The following is a 24,247-nucleotide window of genomic DNA, read 5'->3' as shown; positions in this document are numbered from 1 at the left end:
CTTCACGATTATATTATGAGCCGATCACTTAATTTTAATGCTTTTGGAGTAGATATTCATACCGGTCAAACCACAATAGGAGTATGGGCACCGAGTAGTAAGGAAGTCCGCGTACATGTCGAAAATGGTGACGTAATCGACCTGAAGGAGGCCGGCTTTGGTTTTTGGTCTGCCAATACCGAAAAAATAAAAGATGGTACCTTATACAAGGTAGCTTTAGATCAGGAATCCGCTTTGCCGGATCCTGCCTCTCGTTTTCAGCCTCAGGGCGTCCATGGGTATTCTCAGGCTATCGACCTAAGCAAACACAATTGGTCAGACCAACAATGGCATAACCTGGCATTGGAAGACTATCTTATTTATGAGCTTCATGTGGGTACGTTTACTTCTGATGGAACTTTTGACGGGGTTGTCGGCAAGCTTGATCACTTAATTGAATTAGGTGTAAACGCGATTGAGATCATGCCGGTAGCCCAATTTCCCGGTGAAAGAAACTGGGGCTATGACGGTGTCTTTCCTTTTGCTGTCCAAGCAAGTTACGGTGGGCCGCGCGCTTTGCAACGCTTAGTTGACGCCTGTCATCGCAAAGGGATAGCCGTTATTCTAGACGTCGTTTATAACCATGTCGGACCGGAAGGGAATTATCTCGAATCATATGGGCCTTTTTTTACCGATAAATACCATACGCCATGGGGAAAAGCCATCAATGTGGATGATGCTTATTGCGATGGCGTACGGCAATTTATTCTTGAGAATATGCGGATGTGGTTTCGCGATTTTCATATTGACGCACTTCGACTGGATGCCGTACATGCTATCAAGGATTACGGAGCAAAGCATATTTTGGCAGCCATGCGTGAACAGCTGGATGAGCTTTCAGCCGTCAGTGGAAAGCCGTATTACCTTATCGGCGAGTGCGATTTAAATGATGTCCGTTATATAACTCCGGTAAACGAGGGCGGTTATGGACTGCATGCGCAATGGATCGATGAGTTTCATCATGCCTTGAGAGTTACCGTGGGCGAGCCCCGAAACGGATACTATGCCGATTTCGAACCGCTAATTCACTTGGCAAAGTCTTTTCGCGATGGGTATGTTTATGACGGGACGTATTCACCTCATCGAAAAAAAACATTCGGCAATAAAGCGTCCGAAGCTAGTGGAAGTCAGTTTGTCGTTTTTTCTCAAAATCATGATCAAATTGGCAATCGTATGTTGGGCGAACGCAGTAGTGCCTTATACAGTGAGGGATTGCAGAAGGTAATGGCTACTGCTGTGTTGGCGTCCCCTTATATTCCTATGTTATTTATGGGGGAAGAATATGGGGAGAAAAAACCTTTCCTATATTTCGTCAGTCATACCGATGAAGAACTTGCAGAGGCCGTAAGAAAGGGTAGACGTGCTGAATTTAAGGACTTTCATGGCGAAGAAGATGCTCCTGATCCAATGGCCGTGGCTACCTATGAACAGTCGAAGCTTAACTGGTCAGCCTTAGATGAATCGAACCATCGGGAAATTTTTACCTTTTATAAACGATTAATTCAATTAAGAAAGAAATACGAAGCATGGCATCGATTAGACCGTAAGCATATAAATGTTGAGGTCTGCAGCGATTCAGGTGTTTTGCTGTTAAATCGATGGTCCGATCGGGAGTCGTTATTTTTTTATTTTAATTTCAGTGATAAGATCCAAGAAAGAAAGGATCACTTTCTGCAATATCCCAGTGCTAAAATTTTTGATACTTCTGATTCCCGGTTCTTCCAGAACGATTTTGTAATACCAAGCCCACCAATTTTGCACTTAGCTCCGCAGAGCGCATCTATTTATTACCAAACAAGCAAATAACATGTATACTGTTTTTAATCCTGTAGCTACTTATCGTGTTCAGTTCCATAAAGGATTTACCTTCAAAGATGCACTGCAATTAGTTCCTTATTGGCAAGCTTTGGGTGTAAAAAGTCTTTATGCATCTCCCATTTTCGAAGCGGTGCCTGGAAGTACCCATGGATATGATGTCATAAACCCGCTTACAGTAAATCCGGAAATAGGAACGCTCGATGAATTGCGAACACTCACGGCAAAATGTAAAGCGCATGGACTTGCGTGGATACAAGATATTGTTCCTAATCATATGGCTTTTCATGATGCAAACACTTGGCTAATGGATGTTATGGAAAAGGGGACTAACTCGCCCTTTGCCAATGTGTTTGATACCGGGCTCGGTAATGTTTTTTTTCAGGGAGCTATTATGGTGCCCTTCTTAGGGTCGACTTTAGAAAAAGCCATCGATCAAAAGGAAATTAAATTGGTATGGAAGAAAAGCAAATTATGGTTAGCTTACTATGATCAGCTTTATCCTGTAAACTTGAATGCCTATCGAGCAATAATGGATCGTTTACTCAAACGCAGTCCAAATGAAGCAAAATCAGCGAAAAGTGCTTTGGATAAAGCAGAACAAACAAGAAAAGGGAGTGCGTCGGGGTTTGAAACATCATGGCTGAACTTTTTGGATGAATGGAATAAATATACGCAAGCGCCGGGAGTGCAAAGCCGATTGAAACGTTTACTTGAGCAGATAAATCATGACCAGGAGGCACTCATCGCGGTATGTGAGCAGCAATACTACCGCCTGTGCAGCTGGGAGGAAACGGATTTAAAAATTAATTATCGTCGTTTTTTTACAGTTAATAGTTTGATCTGCACACAAGTGCAACGAGATGATGTATTTACGCTAACACATCAATTCATAAAACAAATGGTTGACGAGGCCTGCTTTCAAGGCTTGCGTGTAGACCATATTGACGGACTTTTCGATCCGGAAAAGTATTTGTACGATTTAAGAAAGCTTGTAGGACCCGAGGTATACATTGTTGTTGAAAAGATTCTTGAAGATAAGGAGAAGCTTCCGGCCGTCTGGCCTATCCAAGGGACTTCCGGCTACGATTATTTAGCCCTTTCAAACAAACTTTTCACCGCAGACAGGGAACGTGCTTTCAATAAAATTTACAACCAAGTGGTTGGTCGTCATAACGATGATATTTGTCAACAGACGATAGAAAAGAAGTCTTATATTTTGCACCAACATATGCAGGGTGAGGCCGCCAATCTATTTGAATTTTTTCGACGGTCTAAGTTTTTATCGGATGTGGAACTCGAATCGCTTGATGTTACCCTGCTGAAAGAAGCGATCTCTTCCATCCTAATTTTTTGTCCAGTCTATAGATTTTATGGTAACAGCTTTCCATTAGAGTCAAGCGAAAGAAAGCAATTAAAAGCACTTTTTCAGGCTATTCGAGCTAACAAGCCAAATCTCATTGCTGCGCTTGACGTTTTGGAAGAACTCCTGTTGACAGTGCCGAAAAACAATAATAAACGTTTTAACGAGCGGCTATTATATTTTTATCAACGACTCATGCAGTTTTCCGGCCCTTTGATGGCAAAAGGTGTGGAAGATACGCTGATGTATACGTATAACCGCTTTATCGGCCACAATGAAGTGGGGAGTTCGTTGTCAACTTTCGGGTTTTCAAAAAAAGCTTTCCATATGGAGATGGAAGAACGGCAGCGACATTGGCCGCTGGCCATGAACGGAACAGCCACGCATGATACCAAGCGCGGAGAGGATGCGCGGGCTAGACTGCAAGCATTGAGCTGTTTGCCCAAAAAATGGCAGACAACGGTATCGAATCTGGAGAATGCGGTAAAGTCAAGGCAGATCGTCGTTCCTGAAGTGAATGACCGCTATTTTATTTATCAAACGTTATTGGCGACTTATCCACTCATTGAAGAAGAACGTGAGGATTATCCTACAAGGTTATCAGCCTATCTGGAAAAGGCACTAAGAGAAGGGAAAGTGCATAGCGATTGGGCGGAACCAGATCAGGAATACGAAGAAAAGTGTATTAATTTTGCTCTTTCCATGCTCGATGAGGAAGCAGGTTTATGGCCGCTATGGGCATCGCTATTGGAAGAAGTGGATAGGTATGGAATGCTTAATTCACTGGGACAGGTATTGTTAAAAACAACAGCTCCGGGAGTCCCGGATTTTTACCAAGGTGCGGAATACCAAGACCTTAGTTTTGTTGATCCCGACAACAGACGCAAGGTTGACTACAAGCTACGCTACCGATTTTTAAAGTCGATTGAGAAGAAAGATATTGATTTGCTCACATATTGGCGCGAACATCCCAATGGCAATATAAAAATGGCGATGATCGTAAAGCTGCTCCATTATCGATCACAGCACGCTAAGTTGTTTGAGCAAGGACTTTATTTGCCATTGAAGGTTAGAGGGCGGTATCGGAATCATATACTAGCTTTTTGTCGTCGATTCGGCCAACAATGGAGTATTGCCATTATCCCTTTATATATCGCTGAGTTATGTATAGATCAAGCTTGTCCAATTGAGGATATTAACTGGAAAGACACCAGGATCGACTGGCCTGAAGATATTCCCATCGATTTTGTTGATGTATTAAATAATGAAAATGGACAAGTAGAGCGGGCGCTGCATTTGGCTGATCTGTTTAGGAACCGTTTGCCGCTAACAGTTTTGCATGTAAATGGAAGTGAGAAAACGCGAGCCGCTGGCATTTTGTTGTCGCTCACTTCTCTCCCCTCTGCGTTCGGTATAGGCGATTTAGGGCCAGAGGCTCAACGCTTTGCTTCACAGCTTTCGCGTGCGGGCCAACGCTTTTGGCAGTTACTTCCATTAAATCCTACCGGAGCGAAGGAATATTATTCTCCTTACAGCGCTTATTCGGTATTTGCAGGGAACCCGATTTTAATCAGCCCGGAAGTATTGGTTCAAAAAGGCTTACTAACGGTTAAGGAATTGGCAGATGCAAGGCTACCTATGCATTCCCAAGTCTCGTATGATGAAGTTTCAGCAAGCAAACAAAAGCTGCTTCATGCAGCATTTTTACGCTTTATTGAAGGGAAGCGAAATAGCTATCAGGAAGGCTTTGAGCGTTTCATGCGGACTGAGCGTGATTGGTTAGATGATTTTGCAATGTATCTCTTACTGAAAAAACAGCAAGAGGGACAACCTTGGTATAAGTGGCCCGATAAATTGAAATTACGAGATAGACAAACCCTCGCTGATCTTGCAAAGAAGTATAAGGTGGACCTCTTGGAGCTGAAATGGCAACAATATGAATTTTTTAACGAGTGGAAAGTTCTGAAAGCACAATGCGAAGCATTGTCAATCCAATTGTTGGGTGATCTTCCGATATATGTTAATTACGATTCAGTTGATGTTTGGACCAACCGGCACCTGTTTAATTTAGGCGAGAACGGAAACTTGCGCGGAGTTGCCGGCGTACCTCCCGATTACTTTAATGCCGAAGGACAGCTATGGGGAATGCCAACCTTTAACTGGAAAGCCCACGAGCAAGAGAAGTATGCTTGGTGGCTAACCAGATTTAAAAAAAATCTCGAGTGGTATCATTCCATTCGTTTAGATCATTTCAGAGCTTTCTATGATTATTGGGAAGTCCCGGCATCTAAAGAAAATGCCGTGGAGGGCACTTGGAAAATTGGGCCACGTGAGAAACTCTTTAAATTAGTGAAAGAAAAGCTTGGAGCCGTTGCGTTAATAGCTGAAGACTTGGGCGATATAAGTCCAGGCGTCTACAAACTGCGAGACCGGCTTGGTCTCCCGGGGATGCGGGTTTTACAGTTCGCTTTTGGAGAGGATGCGCCTTACTCGCTTCATATTCCTCATCAGTATTCGATAAACAGTGTTGTTTATACAGGCACACACGATAACAACACGGTCGTTGGCTGGTACCAGGAAGAGCTTGATCGAGCAGGAAAAGATCGCTTGCAGTATTATCAAGGTCATAAGGTTAAGGGCGCTAACATCCATGAAGAAATGATCAGAATGGCTTATGCCTCTGTCGCTAAGTTGGCTATTATCGCTATGCAAGATGTGCTTGGCTTGGGCAAAGAGGCAAGAATGAATACACCGGCAACAACAGGAATAAATTGGAAGTGGCGGCTTTTAGACAATCAATTCCGCTTAAAGCATATTAAATGGCTCAGAGAACTTGCTAAAACATACGCCCGGTAAGCGTGCAAATATTAGGCAGGAGAAAAATAAATCGTTGATAATAAGTGGGCTATTGCGAAGGTTTGGAAATAATTTAAATTTTTTTTTGAATTATAAATCTTAGATGTATTTTTGCAGTCCCGAAACGGAGAAAGCAATGATGGCCCGTTCGTCTAGGGGTTAGGACGCAAGATTTTCATTCTTGAAACAGGGGTTCGATTCCCCTACGGGCTACAAGGGAAAGATTCAAAACGAATCTTTCCCTTTTTTGTTGTTTCCCTCTTGTTTATCAAAATAAAATTTAATGCTTTATTGAGTTGGGCGGTTCGATATCCCGCTCCATTAAAAGGCACCTTTTCAAGGTACATCAAACCGATGTTTTGGGCCTCTTCTCCATGCGGGGCAACGCCATCCCTGTCGACTATGCCTCGCTATAATCTGCTTTTATACAATGTGCACTTTATTTGGTTAATAAAAAATCATGAAGGTAATGAGTGTAATAGATATGTGTACGAAATATAAAAAAGTTATACAAAGCCATATGGACGAATTATGACAATTCCAGCATAAAATGCTTAAAAACACTATTTATAGGAGTTGATGGAAAGATGCTTGACATCCTTGCATACAGAAGATTATCGCGTATATTTGAGAGTTGTAAGGAATTCGAAAATGAGGACAAAACCATTAATAGACTATTTCGAAAATCTCCTTCCTTTAAATGAAGAAGAGAAGTCTATCGTGGAAGAAGCTTTTAAGGAGCGAAGCGTTAAACGAAGGCATTTTATCCTTCAAAAAGGCGATATATGTAAGCATCATACGTTCGTAGTTGAGGGCTGTTTCAGAATGTACATGGTTGACGAAAAAGGGAAGGAATACAATTTGCAATTTGCTATTGAGAATTGGTGGATTACGGATATTGGCAGCTTCTATTCGGAAGAGCCAAGTAAACTATACATAGAAGCCTTGGAGAATTCGACCGTCCTTCAATTAGGAAAGGAGGACCAGATCAAACTCTTTGATGATAATATAAAATTTAACCGAATTTTCAGAGTCCTGACAGAAAATGCGCTGATAAGTGCTCATCGGAGAATCCTACAAAATATTAGTTCCACCGCGGAGGAGCGTTACCTCGACTTTTTAAAAATGTCTCCCCATTTTTTTAATCGTATCTCTAACGTTCAAATTGCCTCCTATCTAGGTGTAACGCCGGAGTTCCTTAGTACCATCCGAAATAAGATTGTCAAATCTTAATCTACCTTAAGGCTCTTTCTTAAACTACCTTATAGGTGAATGCAGTTCATCTCCCTCATCTTTGTAGCATAGTTAATCTTTAAAAACATTCAAGATGGAAAAGAAAATAATTGCCGTCGTTGGTGCGACTGGTCTACAAGGAAAAGGAGTCGTAAATGCATTAATTAAGGAGGGTTCTTTCAAAGTTAGAGCAATTACCCGAAACCCGGATAAATATCAAGGTAAGGCTGATGACGTGGTACAAGGTGATTTAATGGACCGTGAATCATTAACTCATGCCTTCCAAAATACTCACGGGGTATTTGTGGTTACTAACTTTTGGGAAGGAGCCGATGAATTGGCACAAGGAAACACGGCTATTGAGGCTGCAAAAAATGCTAATGTGAATCACTTCGTTTGGTCAACGTTACCAAACGTTGAAAAAATCAGTAACGGTCAGTTTTATGTTCCTCAATTTACAGGAAAAGCAAAAGTTGATGAATTAGTAAAAAATGCAGGATTTGCAAATTATACATTCGTTCAGCCACCCTTTTACTTTCAAAACTTCAAAGGTCACACAGCACCACAGCGGCAACAAGACGGCTCTATTGGGTGGACCTTACCCATCGACCCAACTAAGAAAGTAATTCACATGGCAGATATTAGCGACTTGGGAAAAGTAGTTGCAGGAGCGTTTTTAAATCCCAAAAAAGTAGGGAATGGCAGTTATTTGCCATTAGCGGCCGAATTAAATAGCTTCAATGATGTTTTGGAAGCTTTTAAAGCTAATGGAAAAGAATACACCTTCAATCAAGTTCCTGCTCAGGTGTTTTCCAGCTTCTTTGAGGGAGCAGAAGGAGTGGCGCAGCTGTTAGCCTATTTTGAGTCTTACACCTATATGGGGCCAGATACGGACGCCTCAATTCAAATGGCTAAAGAAATTTCAACGGAGCCGTTTACGACACTTCATGAATGGATTAAATTAAACGCGTTTTAAAATGAAAAGATTATTTTTCTTTCTACTGCTTGTATATTTGACCGTTAATATTTCATTCTGCGCGGAGTTTGACGTCTTGCCACAATAGCAATTGCAGCTAAAACGTATCTCAAACCAGTGAGTGATTCGGTGAATTAGGAAAAAGGAAGTTTGTAAATTCTGATAAATAGATTAATAGTAAGTAGGTTCGATTCCCCTACGGGCTACCTCAGGGGAAAGATTCAAATTAAACGAATCTTTCCCTTTTTTTATTGCGTCTAATTCGTTGTTGATCAGTAAGATAAGCGATAGTGCTTCATTAAGCCGGACGGTTCGATGTTCTGTGCCGTCAAAGCACAGATTTTCCGGGTACATCGAACCAATGATTCTACGCTTCCCTTCTATATCTGCCTCCAAATAGTGCTTATCGATATTTGAATACATTTCTACTACGTTATCCAATAAGGTTTCTATGGTTCTTAAATTTTGGGACTTACTTGGGAGACCCGCCAATAGTGCTTCCAATTTTTTTAGTTCTTCACTACACTCTATTTTAATGATCTTAAAATCACTACTATCGATTTCATCCTTCATTAATTTTTTTCTGGCATTAGATAAAATAGCCTCTTGCTCTTCGATTTTTTTAAACAAAGTGGCACGTTCATCTAGTTCCTCGCGATTAGATAAACGATATTCCTCCAGAACAACCATTTTGAAAAGCTCACCTGCTTGGGGCATGATCTTGTACTTTAATAACTCCCTTTCAAAGTATCTGTTCACTTCCTCTGCCTTAAATCTACAGCCACAAGCTGAGGAGGAGCAGTGATAATAGTAATAATGCCGATTACGTCCCTTTGACGCACTTCCGGTTAGCATTCTGCTACAACTGGGACATTGAAGAAATCCTCTTAACGGTAGCATATCTTTGGAAACAACTTTTGTTGCGATAGGTCTTTTGTTACCATTCAATATGTCCTGTACCTTGTAGAAAAGAGCTTCAGAAATAATCGGCTGATGTTGGCCTTTAACAAATTCCATCTCTTCATTTTTGTAAGGAGGGACAATGATTATTCCGCAATATACAGGATTACGGATAATCTTCCAGAAGTTATTCCTTTCACATTTTAGCCCTTTTTCGTTTGCCATTTTACGTATCTGCTCAGCGGCATAGATACCTTTGGCCAGCTCTTCAAAAACCCACTTCATAATGTCTGCTTCCGGTCGTTTCGGCATGATATATTTTTTCCCATCGGGGGTAATTCTGTTTATATAACCTATGGTCGCTGTTCCCATCCACCGCCCTTCCCGTCTTGCCTTTCTCATTCCGTAAAAAACATTTAGTGCTCTCCTGTCATTTTCAACTTCCGGAACTGCCAAATAAATGGCAAGCATCATTTTGTTTTCCGGAATAGACACATCCACAGGTTGTTCAATCGAGTTAACTGTGACACTTAATGATCTCAATATTCCTATCATTTCGTAGGCGGCTTCTATGCTACGGCTGAATCTATCCCATTTGACGCAAAGTATCTGAACGGCCATCTTACGTTTTTTCTTTAGCTTTATCATCAACTTTTTCCATTCCGGACGGTTAAATGTCTTAGCTGAATGATCTTCACGGATGATGCCTAAAACTTCTATGCCGTTTAGAGTACAATATTGTAAGAGTCTGTCCTCCTGCTCGCTTAAAGAATAACCTCTTCTTGCTTGTTCGTCTGTACTTACTCGGATATAAAGGTACGTTGGTATCATGGCGCTTTTTTTTACATAAACGAATATACTAATCTTTATTAAAGTATTGATTCACTGTTAATTTAGCCAAAATACGCAAGAAATCCAAAATAATTTTCGCTTGATTCTCGTTTACTTCTAAACCGTTTTTAATCAAGATTTTCATAGCCTGTTCTGGAGCGATACTTCTTTTTTCCAAAAGCCGTTTTGCCATATTTGTTCTTATTTACAATAGACAAAATTGCTGACTATATTTAAAAGTATTTGACAACCCTTTGGTGACTGGCTAGAAGATGTAAAAATAAAAAGATCAGTTAGGCTACGTAAAAAGCAATTTACAATGCCCGTAAATTAAATCACTATGATATCTATTTAACCTATATTGTATTAATGATACAATTTTAATTGACAACGAAATTTTGTAAGATAACAACGGAATTATGTAATTTTTTATGTAAATTTTTTATTTACTTTGCAATGCTGTGAAGAAGATATTACTTATCATATTGACCCTTTTTTATCTCGGTACATCTACCGGATTTACCATGCATCTGCATTACTGCATGGAAAAACTGGTAGACACCTCCTTATGGCACGGCCAAGACGATGCCTGCGAAGTGTGCGGTATGATTAAGAAATCGAAGAAGAAAAATGACTGTTGCAAGGATGAGCATAAACAGGTAAAACTGGATAAAGTTCATAAAAGTTCGGAGAATACCTTTTTAGAATTCCAAAAAATCAGTTTCCTATTACCGAAAACTCCAAATGGTATTTCGAACTATCTGATTATTCCATCGGTAACCGAAGAGAATCTGGCAAGCAATTCGCCTCCCGCGGTGATCAAAACACCATTATACCTCAAAAACCAAGTTTTCCGAATTTAAAACTATTTCTACTTCTTTTTTTCGATCTCGTCTCAGATTCGAATAAGATGGCATTTCTATATGCCTGTAATAATCATTAAACATTTAATCCTTCTTATCATGAAATCTATCAGATTAATGCTAGTAGCTATTATGGCTATCATTGGAACCACTGTATACGGTCAGGAAAAAAACACATCTTTTAAAGTTTATGGCAATTGTGAAATGTGCAAAAAGCGCATTGAAAAGGCCGCCAATATTGAAGGTGTAAAAAGCGCGAGCTGGAATGTCGAAACAAAAATGATGACGTTAGCATTCAATGCGGACAAAGTATCCGAAAAAGATGTGCAGAAGCAAATCGCCAAGGCTGGGCACGATACACAAGGTCTCTCTGCCTCGGATGCTGCCTATGACAAGCTACCGGGGTGTTGTCAATACGATCGCAAAGATGCATCACAGGGTGAACATGAAGGGCATCAACAGGAAAAATCACAACCACATAATCATTAAACAATAAAAATAACTGAAATGAAAAATCTAATTTTTGGTGTGATGGCCGTCACAGCCTTCACTTTCGCTGCGTGTAATTCAAATTCAGAAAAGAAAACCGATGATCATCAAAATATGGAGACCATGGAAAATGTAGAACATCAAGCGGCCGATGGAAACACTAACATTACGGAGATCAAGGCCAGTTTTACGGATGTGGATCCAAAAGTGGCCTCATCGATAAAACAGATCGTCGATCATTATATCCATGTAAAAACTGCATTATCCAATGATGATGATAAAGAAGCTGCAAGTGGCGGTGAAGCAATGGTTGCAGCCATGAACCAGTTAGATAAATCTGTCTTAACTGCCGAACAAGCAGCACTTTATAACCAGAATGAAGCCGATCTGAAAGAGCATGCGGAACATATTGGTGAAAATGTGGGCAATATTAACCATCAACGAGAACATTTCATCATGATGAGCGAGGATGTATATGCGTTGGTGAAAGGCTTCGGAGCTGGACGAACATTGTATAATGCACATTGCCCTATGGCAAAAGATAATGAAGGCGCTATGTGGTTAACGGAATCGAATGAAATAAAAAATCCATATTTCGGAAGTAAAATGCTTAAGTGCGGGTCTGTTAAGGAAGTTATTAATTAGTTTATTTCGCCCGTGACGTAGTCACGGGTTACTTTTCAGGCTGCTCCGTTACTACAAATTAAACCATCAATTAGTTTTTACAGCAAAATTACTTTATCGATATGGTACATAAAGTTATCGAGTGGTCGTTACGTAACCGTTTTATCGTACTGATGTTAAGCCTGGGCATATTTGTCTGGGGAGTAATATCGGTAAAGAAGAATCCCATCGATGCCATTCCTGATCTGTCTGAAAATCAGGTGATCGTATTTACCGAATGGATGGGAAGGGCACCACAATTGATCGAGGACCAGATCACTTATCCCTTGGTTACAAACCTACAGGGATTACCCCGCATAAAATACGTTCGAGGAAGCTCAATGTTCGGTATGAGCTTTATTTATGTCATTTTTGACGACGATGTCGATATCTACTGGGCGCGTGAACGTGTATTGGAACGGCTAAGTACTGTTTCCAGTACCTTGCCAACAGGCGCAACCCCACAGCTCGGTCCGGATGGAACGGGAGTTGGACATATTTTATGGTATACCTTAGATGCACCCAAACTAGATCTTGGAGAACAGCGAGCTGTACAGGACTGGTACATTAAGTTTGCTTTGCAAAATGTTCAAGGAGTAAGTGAGATAGCTTCTTTCGGTGGTTTTCAAAAGCAATACCAAGTTACCGTTGATCCGAACAGACTTCTCTATTATAAATTATCTGTACCTGATGTTATCAACGCCGTGCGAACGAACAATAACGAAAGCGGAGGGCGAAAATTTGAAATGAGCGACATCGGCTACATTATTAAAACAAGCGGTTATCTACAATCTATAGAAGAAATCGAAAATATACCGGTTGCCAACCAAAACGGAAATCCCATCAAAATATCGGACATAGGCACCGTCCAGATGACCGGCGAGGCACGGTTGGGCATTTTCGATCAAGATGGGGAGGGCGAGCGTGTAGGTGGAATTGTTGTTATGCGTTACGGCGAGAATGCCGCTGAAGTGATAGATCGTATCAAGCTGAAAATGAAGGAAGTTGCAAAAGGACTCCCTGAAGGGGTCAAATTTGACATTGTGTATGACCGTGGAGAATTGATAAAGGAGTCGGTCGAATCAATTAAACGTACCTTGATAGAGGAGATGATCGTTGTTTCCATTGTGGTTATCATCTTCCTTTTCCATTGGAGAAGTGCTCTCAGTATCATTATCCAGATACCCATCACATTGGCCGTCAGTTTTATATTACTTAACGCGTTTGGAATTTCATCGAATATCATGTCATTGACCGGTATCGCGCTCGCTATAGGTGTCATCGTAGATAATGGTATTATCATGAGCGAAAATGCGTATAAACATCTGTCAGAGCGATACGAGCAGTGGGAATCATCCAATAAAAAGTCCAGCGAAATATAATATGAAGAAATTTAAAAATATATTCAAAAGATCGCCTCAATGGATTTCTGATGAAGAAAGAATAAAGGTCATTGAAAAAAGTAGCAAACAGGTAAGCCGGGGCGTCTTTTTTGCAACCGTTATCATTATAACCTCATTTTTGCCGGTTTTTATGTTGACTGGACAGGAAGGAAAACTGTTTCATCCTTTAGCTTATACCAAAACCTTCATTATGATTGTTGATGCATTTTTGGTTATTACTCTGGCCCCTGTGTTGATATCCTTTTTTATGAAAGGGAAGGTCAAGTCAGATGACGCAAACCCTGTCAACCGTTTTCTCAGCAGAATCTATGAGCCGATTATCCGGAAAGTATTAAAATGGAGGAAAACGACTATAGCCATTAATGTAATCGCTCTTTTAATAACTATTCCTTTACTTAAAAACTTAGGTACCGAGTTTATGCCCCCTTTGGATGAACAAAGCATTCTCTTCATGCCGGTTACGCTTCCAGATATAAGCAACAGTGAAGCGAAGCGCATTTTACAGGTCCAAGACAAAATCATTAAAAGTGTTCCGGAAGTAGAAAAGGTGCTCGGTAAGGCCGGTAGGGCAAGTACTTCAACGGATAACTCCCCTATCAGTATGATCGAAACCATTATTATGCTCAAGCCTAAAAGTCAATGGAGAGAAGGCATAACGAAGCAGGATATCATCGACGAATTGGATAAAAAGCTTCAGATTCCGGGGGTGGTGAATGGCTGGACACAACCCATTATCAATCGGATTAATATGTTGGCAACGGGTATCCGTACCGATGTGGGGATTAAAGTTTATGGACAGCAATTGGACAGCATAGCATCGGTCTCTGAACGTGTCAAAAACGTTCTGGAAGGGATTCGGGGTGTGCAGGATTTATACGTAGAGCCTATTACAGGTGGAAAATACTTAAATATAGATATTGACCGATCAGCATTATCCCGTTATGGTTTAACCGTCGATGATGTGAATCAAACCGTTGAATCGGCCTTAGGAGGTGCACCCATAGGACAGACCATCGAAGGCCGTCGGAGATTCAGCATAAACGTGAGGCTAAGTCAGGATTATAGAAACAGCATCACAAAAATCGAAAGAATTCCTCTTAAGAGTCCATCATTCGGAGAAGTTCCATTAAGCTCTGTTGCCAACGTCAAGTTTGAAACAGGTCCTCCTATGATCACGTCAGATAATGCGCTACTGCGAGGTGCTGTCATGTTCAATGTTCGTGACAGGGATCTGGGAAGTACGGTTAAAGAAGCTATTGACAAGATCAACGGCAGCAAGGGGTTAATGCCGGACGGTTATTTCTTAGAGTGGAGCGGGCAGTACGAAAATTTGATCAGAGGGCAGCAAACACTGTTATGGATTGCACCCATCGTGTTCGTGATTATATTTTTCGCCTTATATTTTGCCTTTCATTCTCTGCGGGAAGCGTTTTTAAGCCTTGTGACGATACCATTCGCGCTGATAGGTGGCGCTTATATGATTTACTTCTGGGGAGTCAATCTGTCCGTAGCCGTGGCAGTAGGATTTATAGCTCTGTTCGGAATTGCAGTAGAAACAGGTATTGTCATGGTCATTTATCTTAACGATGCCATGCAACAATTGGTCAAACTGAAAGGAAACAGTAGCGATACCATAACCAAAGAAGATTTAAGGGAATATGTAATACATGGTGCCGCTAAACGCCTCAGACCAAAATTGATGACGGTAAGTGTCGCTTTGTTCGGTTTGGTGCCGGTATTATGGGCAAATGGTGTAGGGATCGATGTCATGCAACCTATTGTACTTCCGATGATTGGAGGTGTTCTAACATCTTCTACGCACATCCTATTAGTCACTCCGTTGATATTTCTGATGACAAAAGAATATGAATTACGTAAATACGGAAAATTAGAAATATACGATGCAAACCATTAAGAAATTACTATTTATCCTCGTTTTATATCCTGTTTTCACTTACGGGCAAGACACATCTGTGTTACAGTTAGATACTATACTAAAACGCATTGATGAGCAAAATGAGCAACTGAAATCTTATTCGTTGAAAGCGGAAGGATTTCAGTATAGCGCAAAAGCGGCCACTTCGTGGATGGCTCCAATGGTTGGTGTAGGAACGTTTATGACACCATATCCGGGACAAGAAATTATGTCGGATAGCGATAAAGGATCGCTTATGCTGCAATTTGAACAGGATATTCCGAATCCATCAAAACTAAGGGGAAAACGGGATTTTATTGCCTCACAGGGAAAATCGGAAATGGAATCAAGAAAGGTCAAGCTCAATGAACTGAAAGCACAAGCCAAAATGCTTTATTATAGCTGGTTAGTTGCCGAAAAGCGCATCCATATACTCAGAGAAAATGTGGTTCTGATGAAAACCATGAAGGAAATAGAAGGGATTCGCTACGAATATAACCGATCTTCCCTAGGTAGCGTCTTTAAAGCAGATGCGCGCATAGAGGACACTGAGAATATGATCCGCATGCAAGAAGGGGAAATTGCCAAAGCCCGTGCATGGCTCAATAGCTTAATGAACCAGCCGGGGAATACCTTGTTCACAGTTGACACAACTTTTTCTCCGGAATTTACACCTCAAGCAAGTTTGGACACTTCCATTCTGGCTACAAGAAGAAAAGATATTACAAAGATGGATGCCGATATCGAAAGCATGCAACTGAACATACAATCCATGAAAAAGGAGTCAAAACCGGATTTTAAAATCCGCTTTGACCATATGTCCCCGTTGGGAAAAATGATGCCGAACGCTTATAGTATAATGGGAATGGTAAGTATACCAATAGCTCCCTGGAGCAGTAAGATGTACAAGAACGAGGTAAAAGCGATGGAGCTGAACGTACAGGCAATGCAAAAAGAAAGAACCGGCATGTTGGTGGAGAGTCAAGGTATGCTATATGGGATGCAGTACGAAATACTAAATATGCAGAAACAGATCAGCGCTATCGAGGAAAAAGTAATTCCGTCACTGAACCGCGCACTTGATGCAAATTTTCAAGCCTACCAAGAAAATAAACAGGAGCTCACCGTGGTAATCAATGACTGGGAAGCGGTAACTATGATGAGAAATTCGTTATTGGACGAAAAGCTTAAACTATACAAAATGATTGTAGATTATGAGAAAGAACTTTATAAATAAGCGTATAGTGCTTTTTTACTTGACGGCTCTGATCATTAGTTGTCGGCAGGAAAAACCCGATCAGGTTCCGAGTAAGGGGCATGAACAGCACGGAAAGTCCCCAGTAGATGCTAGTCTTCAATCGTTATTGAAACCGGTAAATGAACAGATTAAAACCAGTATATCGACTACTAAGGCCGATAGCGGTATACAGGTTTTGATGGTTGAAGTTCCCGGTAAAGTAACGTTGGATACCAGAAATAATACATCGATCAGCTCTCGTGTTGGAGGAAGAATTGAAAAACTGTATATAAAATATAACTATCAGCCTGTCAGGCGTGGCCAACTGATCATGCAAATATATTCTCCTGAACTGGTTTCAGCACAGCGGGAGTTATTACTGCTGAAGGGAAATAAAATGACCAACGAACAGTTATACAACAAGGCAATCAACAAACTTCGCTTTCTTGGGTTAACGCAGCAGCAGATTAATAGCATATTACAGAAAGGTCAACCGGACTATCGGGTGTCCATCTATAGTCCAGCGGATGGCTACATCTTGGAAAAAGGCACATCCCCAGCTCCGGTTACAGCGGCAGCTCTGGCTCCTAGCATAGATGGCGGTATGGAGGGGATGTCGAGAGGGAATTCCATGTCTCTAGGCAACGCAACAAGCACTCCAACCACTGCGACTACTACCCCACTGATACTACGGGAAGGGCAGTATATCAGCGTGGGCCAAGGATTGTTCAATATTTATACCAACAGGGATCTGATCGCAGAGTTTTCCATCGCTCCTCAACTGGCTACCATGGTCAAATTAAATGCAAGAATACTCTACAATAGCACAGCAAACCCGGGCAAAAGTTATTTGGATAGGGTTGAGCTACTCGAACCTACCTACAGGGCAGGGGAAAATTTCACGCTGGCGAGGGTTTATGGGGCAACCACGAATCTCCGGGTTGGTGAGTTACTACGTGGAAAAATCCCAACAACGATCACAAGCGGTTGGTGGCTTCCGAAGCAGGCGGTATTAAAATTGGGTAGCCGATCAATTGTATTCAAAAAACAGGGGAGCGTTTTTGTACCTACTGAAGTTAAAAGTGGTGTTACAGTCAATGGACAAGTTCAAATATTAAATAATATCGGCGAATGGTCCGTTGCGGAAAATGCCTATTATTTGGTAGATAGTGAAAGTTTCATCATCACGCAAAAAGACAGCTAATTATGAAAAGAGAAACCTTTTTAAAGACGGTATTGTTCACGGTCGTGTCGCCGTCCATTATCATTGCCGCATGTTCGGAGAAAGAGAAGGGTGCGAAAGGGAATGCTTCGCTTAAAACGTTTACCTGTCCGATGCATCCACAGATCGTTCAGAATAAACCAGGGACTTGTCCCATCTGTGGTATGGATCTTGTCCCCTTCAATAAAAACAACAAAGACAAAGGTCTGACTCTGAGTAAGGATCAACAGGCATTGGCTAACATCACAACAGCTATAATCGGAACCGAAGGATTTGAAGACAATAGTTATTTAAATGGAAAACTTGTTGTCAATCCGGAACAGACGACGTTTATTAGCAGCAGGGTTGCCGGAAGGATCGAAGAACTATATGTAAAAGAGACCGGCGTATCAGTAGGAAAAGGGCAGGCCATTTATAAAATTTACTCAGAAGAATTGTTGACCTTGCAAGAAGAATACCTGATGGCGCTTGCACAATCCGCGCAGTTCAATAACGACAGGAGATTTCAGGATATTCATAAAGCGTCCAAACAGAAACTGATTCTATATGGCCAATCCGATACGCAAATCAAACACCTGGCAGATACAAAAAGAACAAATCCTTACATTACGTATTATGCGCCGCAAAGCGGCAAAGTTTCTGAGATTTCTATTACCGAAGGCCAGTATGTATCAGAAGGTGCCACCTTACTACAATTAGAAAGCTACCAGCGTTTGTGGGTCGAGGCAGACGTATATCCTTCCGAAATTGGCCAAATAAAGGAAGGTCAAACATTGAAAGTAATGGTTGCTGGCTGGGAAAATGATCCGCAAGACATGACCGTTGAGTTTATAACACCTAACCTGGCGAGCAACGAACAGATTTTGCAGATTCGTGGAAGTATCCCCAATCTGGACAACCGTTGGCAACCCGGGATGCAGGCTAATATCATGCTATCCAAAAAGTCGTCGTCCGAATACTTGTCGATTCCCATAAATGCCGTTATCAATGATGGAGATACCCAACATGTGTGGATTGCGCTGGATAATGAGCGCTTTGAACCGAGAAAAGTGACCACAGGGCTAGAATCCTTTGAACAAGTTGAAATCAGATCAGGTTTGAAAGTAGGCGACACAGTGGTAGTCACCGGTGCCTATTTACTCTATAGCGAGTATGTCTTGAAAAAAGGGAAACATCCTTTACAAGACGTTTAGCTTCCTGAATGATATTCATTAAGAGACAAAAAAGTAGTAAATTTTTGTTAAATTATTTAATTTTAAATAAACGTTCTTATGAATACGTTAAGAAGACTGGTGTTAGTGATCGGGATTTTCCTTTTGTTTGCGATGTTACTGATACAACTGATTCCAAGAGAGAAAAGAAACACCGGATCGGCAGGGACAAATGCTATTACTCATATATATACAGTCCCACAACCGGTAAACGCTGTGTTAAAAAAGGCGTGCTTTGACTGCCATAGCAATCGTACGGAGTATCCATGGTATAGTAACATACAGCCTTTTGCTAGGTTTATGGAAAACCACATTATCCATGGAAAAGAGGAACTTAATTTTGACGAATTCGGATCATATCCAATAAAGAAACGATACAATAAGCTTCGGTCAATCGAGAGCCAATTAAAGGACCGGACGATGCCTCTAAAGACGTATACTCTTATCCATAGGGATGCGAGGCTAACGAAAGAGGAAGTCGCACTTCTGATCAACTGGTCGAAGGAATTAAGAAACAAGATCGATGCTAAATTGTAAAGTATAAACCGAGTAAACAATACAGTTATGGAACATTCTCATTCTCATGGAGGCAAACACAGTAGTGATCACCATCATATCCATAGTCAGCTAGCACATCCAAAGCACGGCAACGGGACACATCCTACACATAATTCGCCCATGGAACATGCAGGAAACGATCATCATGCAATGATGATCGCCGATTTCCGAAAACGCTTTTATGTAGTTCTTATACTTACCGTTCCGGTACTCCTTCTGTCTCCCATGATCCAGCAATGGCTAGGTATTCATGTCGAATTTCCGGGAGATCAATATGTCTTGGCGATACTTTCAACGGTGGTGTTTTTTTACGGCGGATGGCCGTTTCTTAGAGGATGGACGGATGAAATGCGCAGCAAAGATCCGGGCATGATGACCCTGATTGGTTTTGCGATTACCGTAGCCTATGGATATAGTGTTGCAACGGTATTCGGGTTGACAGGGATGGATTTTTTCTGGGAGCTTTCAACCTTGATCCTGATTATGTTGCTAGGGCATTGGATCGAAATGAAATCTATTGCGGGTGCTTCCAGAGAACTTGAGTTACTTGTACAGCTGATGCCAGATGAAGCACATTTGGTAACGGGGGGTCTGGTCAATGAAGTCAAAACAGCCGATCTGAAAACAGGCGATGTCATACTGATCAAGCCAGGGGAAAAAGTCGCTGCCGATGGCACCATAGTAGAGGGTGAAAGTTCTTTAAACGAGAGCATGCTTACTGGTGAGTCGAAACCCGTGCAGAAACGAAAAGGAGATGAGGTAATTGCCGGATCCATCAACGGAAACGGTGCCATCAGGATTTCAGTTGCTCATGGATCAGAGCAATCATATTTATCGCAAGTGATCAAACTAGTTCAGGATGCGCAGAATTCAAAATCCAAAACTCAGCTTCTGGCCAATACTGCTGCCAGATGGCTTACCTTGATAGCGATTGTGATAGGAATCCTTACCTTCTCCTATTGGTATTTTGCTGGAGGGAAAGATCTGGCATTTTCCATCGAGCGTATGGTTGCCGTGGTTGTCATCTGCTGTCCCCACGCCCTTGGGTTGGCGGTTCCCTTAGTAGTTGCCAAATCGACTGCTCAGTCTGCCAAGAATGGCTTGTTGATCAAAAATCGGACAGCTTTTGAAAATGCCCGTAAGATCACTACGCTGGTTTTCGATAAGACCGGAACACTCACTGTAGGTAAGTTTGAGGTGTCGAAGGTGGTTAGTTATCAAAGCGGCCTAGACGAGCTTGCAATACTACGATTTGCTTCGGCTTTAGAACAAAATTCAGAACATCCCATTGCTACAGGTATTATCCAAAAGGTTAAAGATCTGAATATCGATATTCCGAAGACAAAGAATTTCAACGCTATCACTGGTAAAGGAGTGGAGGCAGATGTAGAGGGACAGCATATAAAAGTAGTCAGTCCGGGTTACCTTAAAGAAAATAAACTGAATTTACCGATCGAACCGGACACCGATAAAGCGTCTACTGTCGTATTTGTGCTGCTTGATGAAATGCCGATCGGTTATATTGCATTGGCCGACACCGTTCGTCCCGAATCCGCTGATGCAATCCGTACATTACACGATCACCATATTAAATCTATCTTGCTAACAGGAGATAATAAAGAAGTGGCTGCATCTGTAGCCAGTAAACTGAATATGGACAGTTTCTTTGCGGAGGTTTTACCGCATCAAAAACTGGAAAAAATAAAAGAGCTGCAAAAAACAGGTGAATATGTAGCCATGACGGGAGACGGCGTCAATGATGCACCAGCACTTGCTCAAGCCGATGTTGGTATCGCTGTTGGGTCAGGATCCGATATAGCTGCGGAGACAGCAGGTATCGTATTAGTAAACAGCAACCCAAAAGACGTTGCTAATCTCATCCTTTTCGGGAAGGCAACCTATCGTAAAATGATCCAAAACCTGATATGGGCCACTGGATACAATGTTATCGCCCTACCATTGGCTGCGGGTGTACTTTACGGACAGGGAATTCTTTTGAGCCCAGCCGCTGGAGCTATTCTGATGAGCGTGAGTACCGTCGTTGTTGCTATCAATGCCAGTCTACTAAAAGTAGGAAACTGAAATAAAGGATGAAGATGATGAAAAGTAAAAATATAATGAAAATAATATTGGTAGCCGTTCAGTTAGCATTTGCTACGCTGGCATCAGCGCAGCATTCGCATCCTAATAAAAACGCGCTTGACAATCCACTGTCCCATAAAATTGAAGTGTCTTCAGGCTCCGAAAAAACAGTTACCTACCACCTCTATGTGAGCGATACAACTGTCAATTACGCAAACAATAAAATAGTTCGGGCAATTGCCATAAATGGACAGATTCCGGCGCCGACACTTGAGTTTACCGAGGGTGATACAGCTATTATTTATGTTCATAATATGCTACATCATCACGAGACCTCCACGCACTGGCATGGGCTATTGTTACCCAATATCGAAGATGGCGTTCCTTATCTCACTACCCCACCCATAAAACCAGGAGGCGTCCGAAAGTTTGTCTTTCCTTTAAAACAGAGCGGAACCTATTGGTATCACTCTCATACAATGTTGCAGGAACAGAGTGGGTTATATGGATCTATTTTAATACATCCAAAAAAGGAAGCACATACCGTAGATCACGACGTTGTTCTACTATTGTCGGACTGGACCAATGAAAACCCATCCGAAGTTCATCGCACCCTCCGGCGTAACGACCCCGCAAGTGAGTGGTATACCATCAAAAAGGGTTATGCGCAAAGTCTTGATAAACTGATTTCGCACGGGTCTTATTTCCAAAGGGTAAAAAGTGCATGGACAAGGATGCCTGCAATGGATCTATCAGATGTCTATTACGATGCTTTTCTGGTAAACGGAAAACGTTCCATTGATCTGTCGCAATATAAACCGGGTGACCGTCTTCGAGTAAGAGTAATCAATGGCTCTTCGTCTACTTATTTTTACCTGAATTACGGAGGAGGAAAAATGCTCCTTATAGCGGCAGACGGCTTAGATGTTAGCCCAATATCTATTGATAGGATATTGATCGGAACGGCGGAAACCTATGATTTCCTGATCACCGTACCATCCGACGGTGCCTATGAATTGCGGGCTACCCCACAGGATATTTCCGGTTCTACTTCTGTGTTTATCGGCTCTGGTGAGAAGGTAATGGCAAGAGACATTTCTAAGCCGGATGTATGGAACATGAACAAAATGATGATGGATATGACCGTAAATTTTCCAGGACGAATGAAAATGAACGGCATGAATCATGGGGCGACGGAAAACACCGATATGGACGGAATGGACATGGGTGGTATGGAAGAAAAAAACAAGGCGCCTAAAAAAGTTTCTCAGGAAAAACAGTCCCAATCCGACAATCAGTACCCCGCTCATGATATGAAGATGGATGACGGGGAGAAGATACTGGATTCCTTACAAAAACAGGATCACGGTGGACACAATATGGAGAGCAACGATATGGCGAAAATGAAGTTGGAACAGGACAGTGCCGACCATAAAGCATATGGACAGCATAGGGAAACGAAGGAGCATAACGAAAAAAACATGGATCATTCCATGCACGATGAAATGGCTGATCACCAAATCGGACAGGATTCAATGGCAGATGTAGTATTTAATTACGACATGCTGAAGGCCTTGGAAAAAACCACTTTTGATCCTGCTCGTACAAAAAAGAATTATCATCTTACGCTGACAGGCAATATGTACCGCTACGTGTGGTCAATCAATAAAAAAGTACTATCGGAAGCCGATATGATCAACGTGAAGAAGGGTGAAGTTGTACAGTTCACTTTGGAGAATACCACGATGATGAATCACCCCATGCATTTGCATGGCCACTTTTTCAGGGTTCTGAATAAAAACGGGGACTACTCCCCACTTAAACATACAGTTGATGTTCCACCAATGACCAGCGTTACCATCGAGTTTGCTGCGGATGAGGATAAAGACTGGTTCTTTCATTGTCATATCTTATATCATATGATGAGCGGCATGGCACGCATCGTGCATTATGAAGGAAGCAAGCGTGACACTGCGTTGGCTACAGCACCTCTCAAGAATTTATTTAAGGAAGATAGACAGTGGTTTTTTTACGGAAATTTTGCTGCCAAAAGCCATATGAGTGAATTACAGGCCAACTACTTTAATTCGCGAAACGCTTTTCGTCTAGAAGCAAATGCAAACTATGGCGGTCAGTATGAAGCCGAAGTGTCATATGAAAGGTATCTGAATGATTGGTTGAGGCCTTATATCGGATTTCGGGGCTTACAGCAAAAATACTATAACGTATTTAACGGTAGACAAACCTTTGAACAGGATTATGAACTCCCGGTTCTCGGTTTCAGGTATACGTTACCATTTTTTATTGAAGCAGATGTAAGTGTGAATATGAAGGGGCGTGTAAGGGCTGAACTTGAGGGAGAGCAATGGCTACTTCCACGAATGTTCTTTAACTGGCGTGCAAATACAGATAAAGAATATCATTTGGACATTGAATATATGCTTGCAAAGAAGTTATCAATCTCAGCTGGCTACGATTCAAGGTATCGCTGGGGAGGAGGTCTATTGGTACGATTTTAGTTTTTAGTGTGGAGATTAGTCCAAGTGGTGCCTTTTTAAAAGGCATCACTTTTTTAATTAAAAATTATGTAA

The 24,247-nt window shown here is 41.6% G+C and carries 17 protein-coding genes and 1 tRNA gene; 16 read left to right on the top strand and 2 right to left on the bottom strand.

Annotated features, from left to right (window positions below):
• The first annotated feature begins 15 nt into the window (after window positions 1-15).
• The 5 genes from treZ (at window position 16) to FKG96_RS25145 (ending at window position 8,282) form a co-directional block, all read left to right on the top strand.
• Window positions 16-1,845 carry a malto-oligosyltrehalose trehalohydrolase gene (gene treZ, locus FKG96_RS25165; RefSeq protein WP_130857896.1) on the top strand — a complete coding sequence of 610 codons (1,830 nt, stop codon included), beginning with the start codon at window positions 16-18 and terminating at the stop codon, window positions 1,843-1,845.
• 1 nt (window position 1,846) lies between these two features.
• A complete protein-coding gene (gene treY, locus FKG96_RS25160; RefSeq protein WP_149106265.1) occupies window positions 1,847-6,073 on the top strand; it encodes a malto-oligosyltrehalose synthase in 4,227 nt (1,408 codons plus the stop codon).
• 141 nt (window positions 6,074-6,214) lie between these two features.
• Window positions 6,215-6,286, top strand: a tRNA-Glu gene (locus FKG96_RS25155).
• Between the two features lie 438 nt (window positions 6,287-6,724).
• Window positions 6,725-7,306, top strand: a complete 582-nt coding sequence (locus FKG96_RS25150) for a Crp/Fnr family transcriptional regulator (RefSeq protein WP_130857975.1) — start codon at window positions 6,725-6,727, stop codon at window positions 7,304-7,306.
• Window positions 7,307-7,400: 94 nt separating this feature from the next.
• Window positions 7,401-8,282 (top strand): NmrA/HSCARG family protein, encoded by an 882-nt coding sequence (locus FKG96_RS25145; protein ID WP_130857976.1) that lies wholly within the window; start codon window positions 7,401-7,403, stop codon window positions 8,280-8,282.
• 171 nt (window positions 8,283-8,453) lie between these two features.
• On the opposite strand, the gene FKG96_RS25140 is transcribed toward FKG96_RS25145, so the two are convergent.
• Entirely contained in the window at window positions 8,454-10,013 is a 1,560-nt protein-coding gene (locus FKG96_RS25140) for a recombinase family protein (RefSeq protein ID WP_149106264.1), read from the bottom strand.
• A 28-nt stretch (window positions 10,014-10,041) separates the two neighbouring features.
• On the bottom strand, window positions 10,042-10,206 hold the full coding sequence (locus FKG96_RS26885; RefSeq protein ID WP_165447082.1) for a hypothetical protein: 165 nt from the start codon (window positions 10,204-10,206) through the stop codon (window positions 10,042-10,044).
• A gap of 268 nt (window positions 10,207-10,474) precedes the next feature.
• Here FKG96_RS26885 and FKG96_RS25135 point away from each other — a divergent pair, with 268 nt between their 5' ends.
• The 11 genes from FKG96_RS25135 (at window position 10,475) to FKG96_RS25085 (ending at window position 24,175) form a co-directional block, all read left to right on the top strand.
• Entirely contained in the window at window positions 10,475-10,876 is a 402-nt protein-coding gene (locus FKG96_RS25135) for a hypothetical protein (RefSeq protein WP_130858317.1), read from the top strand.
• 99 nt (window positions 10,877-10,975) lie between these two features.
• A complete protein-coding gene (locus FKG96_RS25130; RefSeq protein ID WP_130858316.1) occupies window positions 10,976-11,365 on the top strand; it encodes a heavy-metal-associated domain-containing protein in 390 nt (129 codons plus the stop codon).
• A gap of 18 nt (window positions 11,366-11,383) precedes the next feature.
• The gene (locus FKG96_RS25125) at window positions 11,384-12,010 is read left to right on the top strand and encodes a DUF3347 domain-containing protein (protein WP_130858315.1); all 627 of its coding nucleotides are present in this window, start codon (window positions 11,384-11,386) and stop codon (window positions 12,008-12,010) included.
• A gap of 101 nt (window positions 12,011-12,111) precedes the next feature.
• On the top strand, window positions 12,112-13,410 hold the full coding sequence (locus tag FKG96_RS25120) for an efflux RND transporter permease subunit (RefSeq protein WP_130858314.1): 1,299 nt from the start codon (window positions 12,112-12,114) through the stop codon (window positions 13,408-13,410).
• Between the two features lies 1 nt (window position 13,411).
• A complete protein-coding gene (locus FKG96_RS25115; RefSeq protein WP_130858313.1) occupies window positions 13,412-15,346 on the top strand; it encodes an efflux RND transporter permease subunit in 1,935 nt (644 codons plus the stop codon).
• Window positions 15,333-16,583: a TolC family protein gene (locus tag FKG96_RS25110; RefSeq protein WP_149106263.1), complete on the top strand. Its 1,251-nt coding sequence runs from the start codon at window positions 15,333-15,335 to the stop codon at window positions 16,581-16,583. The genes FKG96_RS25115 and FKG96_RS25110 overlap by 14 nt, the downstream gene beginning before the upstream one ends.
• A complete protein-coding gene (locus FKG96_RS25105) occupies window positions 16,561-17,787 on the top strand; it encodes an efflux RND transporter periplasmic adaptor subunit (protein WP_130858311.1) in 1,227 nt (408 codons plus the stop codon). The genes FKG96_RS25110 and FKG96_RS25105 overlap by 23 nt, the downstream gene beginning before the upstream one ends.
• 2 nt (window positions 17,788-17,789) lie before the next feature.
• Window positions 17,790-18,998: an efflux RND transporter periplasmic adaptor subunit gene (locus tag FKG96_RS25100; protein WP_130858310.1), complete on the top strand. Its 1,209-nt coding sequence runs from the start codon at window positions 17,790-17,792 to the stop codon at window positions 18,996-18,998.
• A gap of 78 nt (window positions 18,999-19,076) precedes the next feature.
• Window positions 19,077-19,553, top strand: coding sequence for a heme-binding domain-containing protein (locus tag FKG96_RS25095; protein ID WP_130858309.1), 477 nt, complete (start codon window positions 19,077-19,079; stop codon window positions 19,551-19,553).
• Window positions 19,554-19,580: 27 nt separating this feature from the next.
• Window positions 19,581-21,656, top strand: coding sequence for a copper-translocating P-type ATPase (locus tag FKG96_RS25090; protein WP_130858308.1), 2,076 nt, complete (start codon window positions 19,581-19,583; stop codon window positions 21,654-21,656).
• Window positions 21,657-21,691: 35 nt separating this feature from the next.
• On the top strand, window positions 21,692-24,175 hold the full coding sequence (locus FKG96_RS25085; RefSeq protein ID WP_165447081.1) for a multicopper oxidase domain-containing protein: 2,484 nt from the start codon (window positions 21,692-21,694) through the stop codon (window positions 24,173-24,175).
• Window positions 24,176-24,247: the final 72 nt, after the last annotated feature.

This window comes from Olivibacter sp. LS-1, assembly GCF_008245145.1.
GTDB lineage: Bacteria > Bacteroidota > Bacteroidia > Sphingobacteriales > Sphingobacteriaceae > Olivibacter > Olivibacter oleidegradans.
Note: the sequence above shows the minus strand (reverse complement) of the source record. Positions and strands in the feature narration are given on the sequence as shown.